This window comes from Microcoleus sp. PH2017_34_RAT_O_A (genome assembly GCF_020737885.1).
Taxonomy (GTDB): domain Bacteria; phylum Cyanobacteriota; class Cyanobacteriia; order Cyanobacteriales; family Microcoleaceae; genus Microcoleus.
Genome location: NZ_JAEQDD010000121.1, coordinates 1 through 14472, shown reverse-complemented (window position 1 = coordinate 14472; position 14472 = coordinate 1). Strand labels below are relative to the sequence as shown.

General features: G+C 46.3%; 15 protein-coding genes. 4 read left to right on the top strand and 11 right to left on the bottom strand.

The genetic code is table 11. The features are described 5' to 3' along the window. The first annotated feature begins 65 nt into the window (after positions 1-65). Positions 66-374 carry a transposase gene (locus tag JGK11_RS32975; RefSeq protein WP_366054110.1) on the top strand — a complete coding sequence of 103 codons (309 nt, stop codon included), beginning with the start codon at positions 66-68 and terminating at the stop codon, positions 372-374. A 170-nt stretch (positions 375-544) separates the two neighbouring features. On the opposite strand, the gene JGK11_RS29180 is transcribed toward JGK11_RS32975, so the two are convergent. The 8 genes from JGK11_RS29180 to JGK11_RS29145 all read right to left on the bottom strand — a co-directional run bounded on the left by JGK11_RS29180 (position 545) and on the right by JGK11_RS29145 (position 8002). Then, a complete protein-coding gene (locus tag JGK11_RS29180) occupies positions 545-1015 on the bottom strand; it encodes a hypothetical protein (protein ID WP_293181495.1) in 471 nt (156 codons plus the stop codon). Continuing rightward, a complete protein-coding gene (locus JGK11_RS29175) occupies positions 990-2195 on the bottom strand; it encodes a sulfite exporter TauE/SafE family protein (RefSeq protein ID WP_293192816.1) in 1206 nt (401 codons plus the stop codon). Before JGK11_RS29175 ends, JGK11_RS29180 begins: the two co-directional genes overlap by 26 nt. 167 nt (positions 2196-2362) lie before the next feature. Continuing rightward, positions 2363-2728 carry a hypothetical protein gene (locus tag JGK11_RS29170; protein WP_325315190.1) on the bottom strand — a complete coding sequence of 122 codons (366 nt, stop codon included), beginning with the start codon at positions 2726-2728 and terminating at the stop codon, positions 2363-2365. Between the two features lie 30 nt (positions 2729-2758). Beyond that, complete coding sequence (locus JGK11_RS29165) at positions 2759-4006, bottom strand: transposase (RefSeq protein ID WP_293213956.1); 1248 nt, start codon at positions 4004-4006, stop codon at positions 2759-2761. A gap of 156 nt (positions 4007-4162) precedes the next feature. Beyond that, positions 4163-4429 carry a hypothetical protein gene (locus JGK11_RS29160; RefSeq protein WP_293213954.1) on the bottom strand — a complete coding sequence of 89 codons (267 nt, stop codon included), beginning with the start codon at positions 4427-4429 and terminating at the stop codon, positions 4163-4165. A 259-nt stretch (positions 4430-4688) separates the two neighbouring features. Then, entirely contained in the window at positions 4689-5750 is a 1062-nt protein-coding gene (locus tag JGK11_RS29155) for an LOG family protein (RefSeq protein ID WP_293181483.1), read from the bottom strand. Between the two features lie 188 nt (positions 5751-5938). Continuing rightward, positions 5939-6262, bottom strand: a complete 324-nt coding sequence (trxA, locus tag JGK11_RS29150; RefSeq protein WP_006631199.1) for a thioredoxin — start codon at positions 6260-6262, stop codon at positions 5939-5941. Positions 6263-6838: 576 nt separating this feature from the next. Beyond that, complete coding sequence (locus JGK11_RS29145) at positions 6839-8002, bottom strand: GuaB3 family IMP dehydrogenase-related protein (RefSeq protein ID WP_293181480.1); 1164 nt, start codon at positions 8000-8002, stop codon at positions 6839-6841. Positions 8003-8114: 112 nt separating this feature from the next. On the opposite strand from JGK11_RS29145, the gene JGK11_RS29140 reads away from it, so the two are divergent. Further along, complete coding sequence (locus tag JGK11_RS29140; protein ID WP_293192812.1) at positions 8115-9326, top strand: lipid-A-disaccharide synthase-related protein; 1212 nt, start codon at positions 8115-8117, stop codon at positions 9324-9326. Positions 9327-9782: 456 nt separating this feature from the next. Here the strand turns inward: JGK11_RS29140 and JGK11_RS29135 are convergent, their stop codons facing one another. Continuing rightward, entirely contained in the window at positions 9783-10049 is a 267-nt protein-coding gene (locus JGK11_RS29135) for a hypothetical protein (protein ID WP_293181474.1), read from the bottom strand. Between the two features lie 225 nt (positions 10050-10274). Between JGK11_RS29135 and JGK11_RS29130 the strand changes: the two genes are divergently transcribed. Further along, a complete protein-coding gene (locus JGK11_RS29130; protein WP_293213952.1) occupies positions 10275-10814 on the top strand; it encodes a hypothetical protein in 540 nt (179 codons plus the stop codon). Between the two features lie 10 nt (positions 10815-10824). On the opposite strand, the gene JGK11_RS29125 is transcribed toward JGK11_RS29130, so the two are convergent. Both JGK11_RS29125 and JGK11_RS29120 read right to left on the bottom strand, forming a co-directional pair. After that, positions 10825-11628: a circadian clock KaiB family protein gene (locus JGK11_RS29125; RefSeq protein WP_293213949.1), complete on the bottom strand. Its 804-nt coding sequence runs from the start codon at positions 11626-11628 to the stop codon at positions 10825-10827. A gap of 701 nt (positions 11629-12329) precedes the next feature. Further along, positions 12330-13364: a type IV pilus twitching motility protein PilT gene (locus JGK11_RS29120; protein WP_293181465.1), complete on the bottom strand. Its 1035-nt coding sequence runs from the start codon at positions 13362-13364 to the stop codon at positions 12330-12332. Between JGK11_RS29120 and JGK11_RS29115 the strand changes: the two genes are divergently transcribed. After that, positions 13354-13665 (top strand): hypothetical protein, encoded by a 312-nt coding sequence (locus tag JGK11_RS29115; RefSeq protein WP_293181462.1) that lies wholly within the window; start codon positions 13354-13356, stop codon positions 13663-13665. The two genes, JGK11_RS29120 and JGK11_RS29115, sit on opposite strands and share 11 nt — an antisense overlap. Positions 13666-14472 lie beyond the last annotated feature (807 nt).

Genomic DNA, 14472 nt, shown 5'->3' with positions numbered 1-14472 from the left:
CGGTCAGTTTCATGATAGATTTTAGAGACATAAGATACGCTGCACACTGAAATTATCTTTGGGTCATTATAGGATCAATCATTCTGTGGTGCTCCCTAACTCCCTGTGAGCGTAGCTCAGGAACTTCTGTACATGGCAAAACTCGTTTATCTTGTACCGGAAATGTCCGACTGCGAAAGGCTTTGTATATGCCTGCTGTGGTGGCGATGCGTTGTAATCCCTTACTCAAAGCTATGACTGAGCGATTATTGGGTCGTGGAAAGGTCAAAATGCAGGTGATTGGCGCTCTGATGAGGAAGTTGGTGCATTTGGCTTTTGGTATTTTAAAGTCCCAAAAGCCTTTCGATCCAACTTATTTACTTGCTACCCCTTGACAGATCAAGACAGTATCTACAATATTGATGTTTTTTAGGGGATAGGATATTAGCGAACGGTGACTGTATGACTGAGTTGGGTGGGCGGGTTTTTGAGATTGTTTGTTTTGGGCGGTTATTTCGGTGAACCCGCCCCTACAATATTGATGTTTGTTGAGGGGAATATTATATTATCTAACTGTGACTGTATAACTGAGTTGAAAGGGTTTAAATTTAGCTGCGGCTTTGGGTTTTCCGCTGAGTTTTAACTCGTAGATTCCTGCCTTGGGAAATACAATTTCTGCTCCGGGAATGCCTTGGTAGCGCTCGACAGATACGGCTTTTAAAGGCGGTTCAATCAGCGGTTTATCCCCCTGTTTGTGATTTTTTGGATAAACCGCTAGCTGGCAGTTGCACTGCTCTAAGGGGATAATTTGACCGCCCCTGCGAGTCAGTGCAAACCACACTTTTGCAGTTTCTCCGGCGCGGGGATTGTGGTTTGGTTCGAGGTGAAAGGTAGCGGCGACATCTCCCGAGATTTCGACTTCGTGGGCGATCGCAGTTGTGTTTAGCTGCGGTATGGGAAATATTCCGGCTTGTACTAGCAATCCCAAGAAGACTAACAATCCTAAACTTTTACTTTTCTTTGACAGGTGCAACATAGAAATTATCCAGTGATAAAATTGACCAAAATAAGCGCGATCGCACTAACAAAACTAACACCGCAACCGCGGCTAAGACGGCTGTCACCAGTCGATCGTACAACTTCCATTCAAAACCGCCGAGATAGTGGGAGCCGATGAGGGCTGCGTGAAGGGCGCACAGCAAAAAAGCGGGTACTGTTAGCAAATGAATTTGCCGCCACCGCTTCCCTAAATAATTTTGAAGCCGATCGCAACTTGTCACCGCTGCGGGTATCATCAACAGCAGTCCCAGCATTCCCAATGCCATCCCTAATTGATGCTGCGGCAGCATAAAAGATACAGCGTCAAAATTCCATTGCAGCGTATGATCTAGCATATGAAACGTGTGGGCAAGGGCGATCGCAAACCCTCCGACACCCAAAGCCCGACGGTAGCGCAACAGTGGCGGCAAAAACTTGCTGAGCGGACGCGCAATCAGTGCTAGCATCAAGCATATTAGGGCTGCGTGGCCTGTCAGATCGACCATTTCATCGGTTCGCAACAGAGTAATGATGCCGATCGCCAGTGTCACCCAACCACCTGCGCGAAACAGTTTGCTGCGTTTGTGGGCGCTGAATCTGCCAGCAAAAAATCCCACTCCCAGCATAGTTGGCAAGGTACCCGCTCCAAAAGCAAACATCGTTGCCGCACCCAAAATTGGGTTTCCGGTTTCCGCTGCTTTGATTTGCGCTGCATACAGGAAACCGCAGGGAATTAAACCCCAAAGCAAACCCAAAGCCAATGGTATCCACCAGTTGTTTTGAGTTGAAATCTTGGTCATTGCACTGCTGATGCGATCGTGCTTCACTGGATGCAGCAATGGCAAACGCGGCAGCAAATCTGGTTTAATTTGTACCAATCCAAACCAAATTAGCATTGTACCGGTGATAATGGCGATCGCCCGCCGCCACCCGCTACCGATACCTGCCATTTGCCCGCCTGCAATCAATACCGAACCCACTCCGCCAATTGCAGCGCCAACTAAAGCATAAGCCACAATTCTTCCCACATTTAATAGCAGGTGAAAGCGGAAGGAAGCTAATTTATCTTTGTCGGTACTTGACAGGGAAAAAGCCACTGTCAGCGGGCCGCACATTCCGGCGCAGTGTCCGAAACTGCCGAGAAATCCTAAAGTTGCAATGAGCAGGATGTCTAGCATTTTGAGTCAGGGGATTTTAGATTTTAGATTTTACATTTTAGATTGGTTTTTACTGCTTATGTCATGTCTGGTCAATTACCCGCGATCTGGTTTGTAGTGAGGACTTTAGTCCTTGATTCCTAAGGACTAAAGTCCTCACTACAAACCCTTTTGATTGTGGTCAACTCTCAACTGTTTTGAATGCCGATCGCCAAAATCCCCAAAATTTTATCAACTTCATTCAAAAAATACTCTAATAAATCTATTTTAACTGATTGCCCTTCCAGTATCAAAAACTTCCAAATTTCTCCCGTTGTCACCACTCCATAAATCTTTGATACCTGATTTCCCTCGCGCTCATTAAACAGTTGCGCTGCATACATTTCGGCCACGCACTGACCCAACCCAGCATTAATATTTTCCTTTTTTGCCTCAACGATTAAAATCGCAGGTGCGCTTAGAATCAAAAGTTCTACCGATCGGCTAATCAGAAAATCGCAACTCCCGTTTAATCCCAAGTCGCTATCAACCGTAAAATCGACACCCGAAAACAAACTAATGCGATCGGGAAACAGTCTGGTGAACTACCCAACACCCATCTGAGCACAGATAGGGTGTAGGCTTCCCAATTCATTGGGGATTGCCTCGGTCTTCATGGCTTTTTTACGTCCTGATAACTTTGGTCTTACATCCCCTCCAAGGGCAGAAGAGCTAGTTCCTAACTCCAAAAGTCGCAAACCTTCATTTTTAATATTGATTGCAGCATTAATATCTCTATCATGCTGTTTCTGGCAGTGAGGACAATCTACAAACCTTACGCCCAATGAATCATAGCCTTTCTGTAGCATCGGGATTGGTAGTAGAGTCTCGCTACAAAGTTGAGAAGATGGGAAAAAACGTCCTATTTCTTGGTAGGTATGACCAAATTTCTCAGCTTTGTACTTGAGCATGGTTTGAAACATCCCCCATCCTTGGTCTGATATCGATTTTGCCAAGTTGGGATTTTTTACCATGTTCTTAACTGCCAAATCTTCTACACAAATAACTTGGTTTTCGTAGGCTATTTTGCGAGATAGCTTGTGTAGAAAGTCTTCACGAATTCTAGCTATTTTGCTAGAAACTTTGGCTAATATTCGTCTAGCTTTACGACGTTTATTAGAAGTTTTATCTGTCTTTTTAGCTAATTTTTTCTGTTTGCATTTTTTATTATTTTCTAGTTTGGCTAATTGCTTTTTAGGTAGGTCATATTTTGAGCCTTCGGAAGTTATAGCAAAGTGCTTCAATCCTAAGTCAACGCCGATAGCTTCCCTAATTGCAACTACCGGATTGTCATTTTGGTTAAAAAGAATAGATGCGTAGTACCTGCCGTCTGCATTTCTCGATATTGTTACAGTCGTGAATTTAGCATCAGGTAGTTGTTTGTGAAACACAGTTTTCATTAACCCCAGATTACCGGGAAACTTAATAACAGAATCCTCTGGCATCAGTTGGATATTTTGGGGATATTGAATTGATTGCTTACCATGTTTAGATTTAAAGTTAGGGAATTTAGCACGACCCTCAAAGAAATTGACAAACGCACTTGAAAGATTGAATGTTACTCGTTGTAAAACTTGGCTATAAGCTAGTCCCAACCATTCAAATTCTTTTTTTAGTCCCGGAAGCAACTTATCCATAGCTGCTTTAGAAAGCCCCTTGCCTGTTTCTTTGTACGCGGTGGTTGTTGCATTAAGCATATGATTCCACAACCATCTAGTATTGCCAAAACATTGAGCTAGATATGATTCTTGCTTGCCTGTAGGATAAATTCTCATCTTAACTGCTCTATACATGGTATCGACCTTACCGTGTTTACATATTCATAGTAACACATTTTTGATGATTGTTTCACCAAAAACAGAATATTTTGCTCGTTTCGTCGTCGTAGTCTTCCCGGTTTTCGCTGCGCTCAAATGTGGTCAGACTACACTCCTCAACTCACGCGCAATTCATCTCGACACTGACAAACGTACAGGTACAGTGTGAGCCTTCTTGCTGTTCGAGGTAAGTTCCAGCAAAATCGGCGCAATAATCATTTCTGAGCGCGATTTTTCCGTATTGCTCGCCAGAGCAAAAGGAACATTATAAGCTAAAGTTTCTGTTAAATAATTGCTGCATTGTAAATCAGGTACGGCCGAAAACAAATCTTGTCTGGGCGAAATCGTTAAATTTAAAGATTTTTTGACACTTGCCAAACTAAAATCGCTGTAAGCCATACCTTTTGCCCTTAATTTTTTACTTTCTTAGGACTTCTACCCCATCTGACTGACGCAAGCTACCCCGCGATCGAGGGTGCATCTTAATTTGGCAAGGGCGAAGCATTTCGGCACATAATTTATGAACCAGAACCAGAGATTGACTGCCGAAATGCTTCGCCCCTACGAATATATTTGCAAAAATCAGATGCACCCGCGATCGATCGACGGTTTGATTCGGGTACCATAACTGTCAACTGTCAACTGTCAACTGTTATAACTACTTTTGTTCTGGATGCGCCGCCGCCGGCGATGTCGCTCCCATTTGATTAATAGCAGCAATTAGCTGATAAAGCCGCCCCGCATCCCGCTGGTTGAAATGCAAAACTAGGCGCGGTAAAGCGAAGGTTTCATCTGTGGCTTCGGCGGGCAGAGCTTGACTTTTTTCAATTTTACCGTCTACCAAAATATCGCTAAAATTAGTATTTAGCCGATCGACATTCTCGTCAGAAAGTTGAGACTTCAAGCGAATTACCAGTTTTCCGTCCACGTAACGGCAGGAATGATAAACCAGATAAAAACTCGCGATCGCCTCACAAGCGACATTTATATCGTCTGTAATCGTGTACAGGCTGCGATCGTCCGCTGAAATCAAACCCCGACCCCGCAATTGTTTTTGTACAAAATAATTCCAATCGTGCCAATAATCGCCTCCGGGTCGATCGAGCAAAACCAAAGGGGCCGGCCCAAACTTGCCAGTTTGAGTCAAAGTCAGACACTCAAAAGCCTCATCCAGAGTGCCGAAACCGCCTGGAAACAAAGCCAAAGCATCGCTTTCCCGGAGAAAGAATAACTTGCGGGTGAAAAAATATTTAAAATTGAGCAACTTGGAGTCGCCCGCAATGACAGGATTAGAACTCTGCTCGAAAGGTAACTGAATGTTCAGCCCAAAAGAACGTTCCGCAGTCGCCCCCTCATTCCCTGCCTGCATAATCCCCCCACCGCCACCAGTAATCACCATAAATCCCTGCTGGGCGATCGCCCGTGCAAACTCTCTGGCTAGCAAATATTCCGCCGATGTCGGCGACACCCTCGCCGAACCAAAAATCACAATTTTGCGAACGTGGCGGTAAGGATAAAACATGGAAAAAGCTCTCTCCATATCTCGCAGGGACGCCGCCATAATCTTCCAATCGAGGCGATCGAGTTCCTCTCCAGCCATTTGCACGATCGTCGAGAGCGATCGTTCGATCCACTCAGAGTGCTTTAACATTGGCAGGCGATCGATTAAGTCGATCGCATCAGCTTGGAGGGACTCAAAACCTTGACCAGAAGGAATCATGAATTTTTCCGAAACGGTAACAATTTGTTGGTAGAAAAAATTAAGGGGCAAGCCAAATTTAGAAGCTAATAGCCACCAGCAAATAGCGCTGCTAGCAACTAATAACTTTTCCAGTAGCTTTACCCCGGTTTTGAAGATAGTTAGCTTTCGCGGCCCAAAAAAACAGCCCGAAACCTCTGGCAGTTTGGTTAAATGTACTTTTCCAGAGTGTTGGCCAGAGTAGTTTTCGGAACTGCCCCAACCACCATATCAACCCGCTGACCGCCCTTAAATATCATCAGCGTCGGAATGCTGCGGATACCGTATTGGCTTGCCACATTAGGATTCTCGTCGGTATTAACTTTTACTACCTTCACCTGCCCTTCATATTGCTGGGCAATTTCGTCTACGACGGGCGCCACCATCCGACAGGGCCCGCACCAGGGAGCCCAAAAATCCACTAGAACTGGAACTTCGCTATCGAGCACTTCCTGCTTAAAGGTAGAGTCGGTTACTTGCGCGGCTGCTGACATCCCTAGCCATCCTTGTAAATACTATTTCTCGGATAACAAGTTTAGCAAAAAGTGTCACCACTTGCGTCAGTCGATTTTACGATTTTAGATTTTAGATTTTAGATTTACTTGCAGCATTGAATCTGGGAGCGTGAACTTCGATCGAATATTTTGAGTTCTCCACTCCTGGCGCCCGGGGCTGGTATCCGTTTTTGGGTAGGGAGCGACGACTTTAAGAGAAGGCTTCAGAAGGAATTCGAGAAATGGAAGTTATAAAAAGGCATTCGGCCGCAAAAAATTCTCTGTAACTCCCCCTCCCCCTCTCCCCCTCTCCCCCTTTCCCCCTCTCTCCCTCCCCCACTCTCCGGATCGAACAGCCTTAACCCCGTACCTACTGAGTAAAGGGGAGCGCTTGGGGTCAAAAAGGAACCGCCCGAACAGTAGTCCGGGCGGAGTGTGGTGTGAGGAGTGAACGGAAACATGCGTCTCCGCTTCTTATATTGTGACACCTCCTTCTCGATAATTCCACAACATTCTGTAAATTTCGAGACGATCGCACAAATTTTGTCAAGGTATCCTGGTATTCGATCGGTAAATCTACTTGCCCATGCCCAACTGCTGAGCTTTTTGATAAACTTTACCCTCAGTCAGCAGAGAAGGAGCAATCACCACTTCCACTTGCTGCATCTCCTTAATATCCTTAGCGCCCAGAGTGCCCATGCTAGTTTTCAGAGCTCCGAGCAAGTTGTGCGTACCGTCATCGAGCAGGGCTGGGCCCCGCAAAATTTGCTCCACAGTCCCAGTAGTCCCCACGCGAATCCGAGTGCCTCGCGGCAAAACCGGGCTGGGAGTCGCCATCCCCCAGTGAAAGCCCCGGCCCGGAGCTTCGGCGGCCCTAGCAAAGGGCGAACCAATCATTACTCCATCGGCGCCGCAGGCAATGCACTTGCAGATATCGCCCCCGGTAATTAAACCGCCGTCAGCAATCACCGACACGTATTTGCCAGTTTCGCGATAGTAGTCGTCCCGGGCGGCGGCGCAGTCTGCTACCGCTGTCGCTTGGGGAACGCCGACACCCAATACCCCCCTAGATGTGCAAGCAGCCCCCGGCCCTATGCCCACGAGAATGCCTGCGGCGCCAGTTTTCATTAAATTCAGGGCGACTTCGTAGGTGACGCAGTTGCCCAAAATTACGGGTATTGGCATCTCTTGACAGAATTGGGTCAAGTCCAAAGATGCGATCGACTCTGGGGAAAGAAAAGCAGTCGAGACTACAGTAGCCTGCACAAAAAATATATCGGCTCCCGCTGCGGCAACTGTTAAGCCGTATTTGCTCGCAGCGGCCGGTGTACCGCTGACGGCGGCAATCCCTCCTCCAGCTTTAATTTCTTTAATTCTGAGATCGATTAATTCTGGCTTGATGGGTTCGGCATAGAGTTGCTGCATCAGGGACACAAATTCGTGGTTCCCAACAGAAGCGATGCGCTCTAAAATGGGTTGGGGGTCGGCATAGCGGGTTTGAATTCCTTCTAGGTTGAGCACGCCCATTGCTCCCAATTCCGACAGCAAAATAGCCATGCGGACATCGACTACTCCGTCCATGGCGCTGGCGATGATCGGGATTTCTCGATCGATCCCGCCAATCTGCCACTTAGTATCTGCCAAACTCGGATCGAGGGTACGCTGTCCCGGTACGAGCGCGATTTCATCTATGCCGTAAGCTCTGCGAGCGCTTTTGCCCCGCCCAATTTCAATATTCACGCTGTTTCACTTCCACAATGTATTTAAATTAGACTAACAAAAAGTTCGCCGACCTGTGGGTAACGATCGCGCGGCTGTGTTTAAAATAATCTCGTCACTAAATTCTGATTTTATGAAATCCAAGGAGATACTTTTCCTCAGCAACGGCCACGGGGAAGATGCGATTAACTGTCAAATTGTCAATGCTTTGAGAGCATCTGCGCCAGATATTCAGGTTTCAGCGATGCCCATTGTCGGTGACGGGGCTGCTTACAGTCGATCGACAGTACCAATTATCGGGCCCACCAGTCCCATGCCATCTGGGGGAGTTTTTTACATGAATCCCCTATTTTTCCTCAAAGATTTGAGGGCGGGGCTAATTCGTTTGACTTTGCAGCAAGTGAAAGCTGCTTCGGCGCATTCGCAGCAATGCGATTTGGTGGTAACGACTGGGGATATTGTCGCGGCGGGGTTCGCCCATGCCACAGGCCGCCCGTATATAATTTTTCTGTCGGCTCATTCTACTTATTATGAAGGGCTAGCCGATTTGGGTTTCCTCTTGAATTATTTGCTTTCGTCCGAGCAATGTCTGGCTATTTTCACTAGGGATGCTTTGACTGCTGCGGACTTAAACCAACAGGGTTTCGAGAAAGCCATATTTGTCGGCAATCCTGTCATGGACAACCTCAATGCTATAGGCAAAGATTTGCAGTTAAAGCCCGGAGTTCGGACGATCGCCCTTCTGCCCGGTTCGCGGCTCCCCGAAGCCAACGACAACCTAGTTTTGCTGCTAAAATTGGTCAAAGAAATTGCCGCCAACTCTACCTTACCAGTGCAGTTTCGAGCAGCCTTAGTTCCAAGTTTAATGCTGGAATTAGATAATATTGCAGCGCGCTCCGGATGGCTGCACCGAGAAGGAAAGTTAGTTTGTCAAGAAATCAAACAGCATGGTAGCGAAAAAGCAGCAACAGTTGAAGTAATTTGCTACTCAGATGCTTTCGCCGACATTTTGCAGCAGTCTAATTTAGTAATTGGGATGACCGGAACTGCGATCGAACAAGCCGTAGGCTTAGGAAAACCAGTAATTACCATCCCCGGTAACGGCCCGTCATTTACCTATCGGTTTGCCGAGGCTCAAAATCGGCTTTTAGGTGATTCAGTGCAAGTTATTGGCAAAGAACCAGCAAATCCTGAGATTATCAAAGAAGCTGCCGCTTCAGTCGATCGCACTTTGCAAGACAAAAAATATTTAGAGACTTGCGTAAAAAATGGCTTAGAAAGAATGGGGCGATCGGGCGGTAGCAGCCAAATTGCCGATCGCTTAACCAAATATCTTTCTGATTAATTGGAGTATACTGCTTAAACAATTGAGAGTTAGCAGTTGGCAGGAAAGCAGTTGACAGCGAGGTTTTAAACAGTTAATACTCAACGCCTGTAATTCTTAAAAAGCTAAATTTAGTTAGGAGAGGGATGGGCTTCTCGCATCCCCTGTTGTTATCAGAAAGAATTGGTTAAAAGCCCCAAGCCCGCTCAGGAGAAATTTTAAAAAGACGATTCATTACTCCAATCCTCTTCCTTCCAGGTAGAGGTCGCCCTCAACTGTCAACTGAAAAGTCTTGCCCAATGTTCGCAATTGAATCGATAGAGTTCATATTGCCAGCGTTCGTGAAACTCTGCTACAGAAATATGCAATGCTTGGTTGATGAGTTCCTTTTTCCGATATAATACAATACCGTTTACTTAACGCTTTTTAGGAATTTAATCTGACGATTTTCCTGGCAATACAGACATTTTTTGCAAGTCAGATTCTTCCTAAGTCAACCGTATTGCGATATAATATCCATTTGGCAGTTTGAAATCTATCCCAATCAATTTGCCAAATTGCTAATCTTGCCGTATCTTTTTGGCGATTGCTATGAATTGGTTCCCATGCGATAGATTCCCAATCGTTGAGTTGTACTGAGTAATGCAAGATATTGGGGTTGTGAATGTCGCGATGATAAAGTAATTTCCCGAAATCTGGATGATGGAAATTATTGTTGATTAAATTGTGAATATAATTTGACATGATTTTCTGATTTATTTGCTCTTACTATTATAGATATTTTTAAGTAAAGCACAGGCGATCGATGGCTAATGACTAATTACCAATTACCCACGATCGAATGTACCTCATGTTACTGAGAAAAGTGATAGTCATACCATTGGGGGATAATAACTCATCCGATTGGGTGAGGCGGAGTCGAGAGTTTGTGGCTGTATTATTAAACGGTTATTTTCAGGGAATCTATCGATGAAGTTGAAAGCTCTGTTCACTGGTTTAGTTGGTCTGACAGTTTTAGGAAGCGGTTTGTTGGCAGTGGAATCTGCGATCGCCCAACCAGCCTCTGTTTTTAGGCCGCTGATTGACGACATTCGCCGCCAATTGCCGAAAGGCTTGAAAATGCGACTGCCTGCCTCTATCCCCGCTACTCCGATACAGCTTTATCCTTTCATTGAGTCCGATGGTAAAGTATTTAAAGTTAATATCGGAATTAAGCCAGACTGCGCTAAATCTGCTAATGCTTCGTCTTGCACTGTCGGAGTATTCGCTGTGGTTTCACCCGCTAATTCTAAAAATTGGCCTGGGCAAGATAAGGATATTTCGCCAGTTAATTTGAGTGGTGGAATTCGTGGCTACTATTTAGCAAAAGGTGGTGGCAGAACTATTTCTTGGGAACAGGAAGGACTCAGATATGCCGTAGCGGTATCGGCGAGTGCAGTGTCTCAACAGCAGTTGCTGGATCTTGTTAATTCGATGGTGAGTCAACCGGCGATCGCCAGTATTCAATAATCGCACAAATCTAAAATTCTGAATTGCTCAACAATCTGACTATTTTTTGGGCATCGTTCAATTCGCCGACTATTCGCCGCACGGGTTTCGGCCAGATTTTAATTAAAGTGGGAGTTGCTGAAATCTGATCTGCTTCTGCTTGTTCGGGATGTTTTAACACATCGATTACTTTCAAAGTGTAGGGGCGATCGAGACATTGCCCTAGGAATTGGTATAAAGTTTTGAGGGTGCGTTCGGTGCTGGGGTTGCTCCCGGAAACAAACAGCCGCAAAACGTACCCTTGGGTTGGTGGCGGTGGGGTGAGTCCTGTTGGTTTGGTTCGCGGGAACAGCGGAGATTGCCGAAAGTGGGAGGGAGGCGCGATCGCAGAATTGTGAGAGTCCGATCGCCCAACGTCGATCGGATATCGTACAACTAAGTCGTGATTTTCCCAAAGTTCGGGGAATTGTTCGTGATAAGTGGCGATCGCCATTGGTTCGCAGATTTCGTCGCTGCGGGCTTCCCAAACCAAGTCGCCCGTGCCAAAAATGGCATTTAGCAGCGTTTGATGTCGCAGCACCGGGGGGTATGCCTCGGCTGCCACCCGCAACTGTCGATCGGTGCGATCGCGCCAGCAGTCAACTGTTGCCGTGTAGCAAGGTATCAGAAAATGCGGCGGTTCCGACAAACCGAGTATCTCCTGGAGAGCAACGCACAACTGCAAGTGCCACTGAGTTTGCTTGCGGGAGTCTATAGAATAGATTAAGTCTCCCCCTGGTGTAAACAGTGCAATGCCTTTAAAAAATTCTGGTAAAATCGGGCGATCGACTTTCATAAAAATAATACGGGATGCGGGAAACGAGCGCGTCTTTAGACCTGAGAGGAAAGCGACGCGAGGGACTTCAGTCCCCGTGTTCTTGAAAATGTGGTATAATTTGAATTGTGAGTAAGAACAAAAACATCTACGTGTTGAAACATCCTAGTATCGGAGAAATCCCTGCAACTTAGTACACAAGAGTGAGAGGTAACACAAAAAGAGCGGTGGGATGGCAGGATGTTGAGCGTACCGTGTCTTGGCTTAGCGATGGATTCTGAAAGCATTGGAAATAACAATCATTAGCTAGTAACTATCGCTTGACGATTGGTGACTAGGTAGACGGCGTTTGACGGCCGTAACGAGATTAGATTTAGGTAATACACGCTTGTCTAATTCTGTCAGTAGAATCTCAGTGGCGTTGACTCCCTGAGAGTGTCAATGAAGTACCAATAGACTTGCATTGCATAAATCTTTGATTGATAGATATAGCCTTTCTCTAAAAGGTTCGCGGACCAATTTTGCCAGGAAAAGCTTGACACTGTAACGGTTGCAGCATACCTCGGCATACCTCATCTTTCGCTCGAAAGGCTATAAACCGCAGATGCAACGCAGATCAACGCAGATCATTTCAAGACTTGAGAGCGATTTTTGCAATCTTTTGTAATAACAGTTAACTATTAATTAATAACAGTTAACTGTTAACACTTAACACTCGACCTTTAGACTCGACCTCGGAGCATCTGGGCCATTTCGTTCGGGAACGGTGAGTTTTCTACAGCCAGTTCTTCAGTAATTCTACCTTCTTGATAAAGGCCGTAGAGCGACTTATTCATCGTCGTCATGCCTTCATAAGTATCTTTGATCATGATTTGATTGATTTCCTCATTCTGCCCCTTCAGAATGTATTCCTTAACCACGTCGGTATTGATCATAACGTCGTGGAAAGCAGCCCGCTTGCCGTCTGTGGTTTTGCACAGCAGTTGAGCAATAATCGCCACTAGGGATTCGGAAATTGAAACCCGTATGGCCTCCTGTTCTTCCGCCCCGAACATATCCAGAATCCGGTTCAGGGTTTTAACTGCACTGTTGGTGTGCAGGGTTCCTGCAACTAAGTGACCTGTCTGAGAGGCTTTGAGGGCGATTTCCACCGTTTCTCTGTCCCGAATTTCTCCTACTAGCAGCATATCCGGGTCTTGCCGCAGAGCGCCTTTGAGAGCGCTCATAAACTTGAGGGTGTGTCTGCCGACTTCCCGGTGCTTGATCAAGGATTTTTTGCTTTCGTGTACGAATTCTACCGGGTCTTCGATCGTGATGATGTTGTAGGCTTTATTTTTGTTGATGTAGTCGATCATGGCGGCCAAGGTGGTCGATTTGCCAGAACCTGTGGGGCCCGTCACCAAAATCAGCCCTTTGTGGTAGCCACATATTTTCTTAAAGACTTGCGGCAGGTTCAATTCCTCCATTGTCAATATTTTGGCAGGAATTAGCCGCAGCACCATCGCCGGGCCGGCCAAGGAGTCCATGCAACTGATCCGAATGCGGACGAAGCCGAAATCGAAAGCGCCGTCAAAGTCTAGGGTTTTTTGGAAAATTTCAATTTCTTCATCGCTCATGCACTCGCGCAGCCAGCCAAAAAACGTATCTAAATCCGACGGTGGATAGCCGATGTCGGCTATCTCGCCCCGGTTTCGGAAGCGCGGGAATTCGTTGACTCCGAGGTGAAGATCGGATACTCCTTCTTCTTTGGCTCGCATTACCAACTCTTTCAAAGTCGGAATTTTGCTGTTGCTGGAATTTTTAGGTGTGGCGAAGGATTGGGGCGCGGGTGCCGGTGGCTGTGTGGCGGCGGGTGGTGGGGGTGCTGGTGCTGGTGGCGGTGCTGGTGGCATTCCTGCTGCTCTGGGAATGCCTGGAGCTGGAGGGCGGGGCAGCCCGGGCGGTGGGGGAGCTCCGGGTACGGGCGGACGAGGAGCTGGCGGATGCTGTTGTGTCATATGCGCTACTTTGAATTTGGTGAGAAGGCTGACTCGAACAGTTGACACTCAAGGCGCGTAAACGCACTGAGATTCTTTAGAAGGAGATATCCACCGTTGGACATTGCTCGAACCGCTACTCGTAGAGCCGCTTAGTCGAACTCTACCGCAGCGCGACAGGGGGTGCCAATTCCCACTATTCTCTCCGCTATTTCTAGCATTGAGGCTACTTTGATTTGTTGTGAGTGATTCACTCGCCCCAGAGTCTTTACTTGCAAAGGCTAGAGGTAGGGTATCATTGGATACCAGTTTAACCATTTCGGTTAAACGTCTTTTAACTACAACGTCCAATTGCTAGGAGTTTCACCTTACTTTAGAGGTCAACGTGTGTGTGTCTATTTTAACACACTTCCCACATATAAAGCCGTCCTGTAAGGCTTGCCCTGAGCTTGCCGAAGGAACGGGGGTTGCACCCACAATTTCTGATGATTTGTGGAAGTTGGACAATGCCGATCGCCCGAAGAGGGTTTCTTGCACAAAAGCTTAACTGTTCAGATCAGTTTATCTCAAGAGGGGGTCGCAGCAAGGAAATATTCTGCTGTTTGCACGCGGGCGATCGCTCTGGGCCTACAATCGAATATGGATTTTCGACATTTTTGAATATTTTTTTAAAGGGAAAGACTTTTTCTTAAAAAACAGTATTATAAAACTTTATTAAGTTTGTAAGCAGTAGTAAGCAATAGTAGTATCATATAGTCAAAATGGTCAACTGAGAGAATTATTGCGAGCATCAAAAAATGGAGAGTCTGAATGCAACTAGCAGAGAGGCACATCATTAAATCCACCGAGAATCGTTTTGTTGAAATTGATGAACTAGCCTTTAAATCCA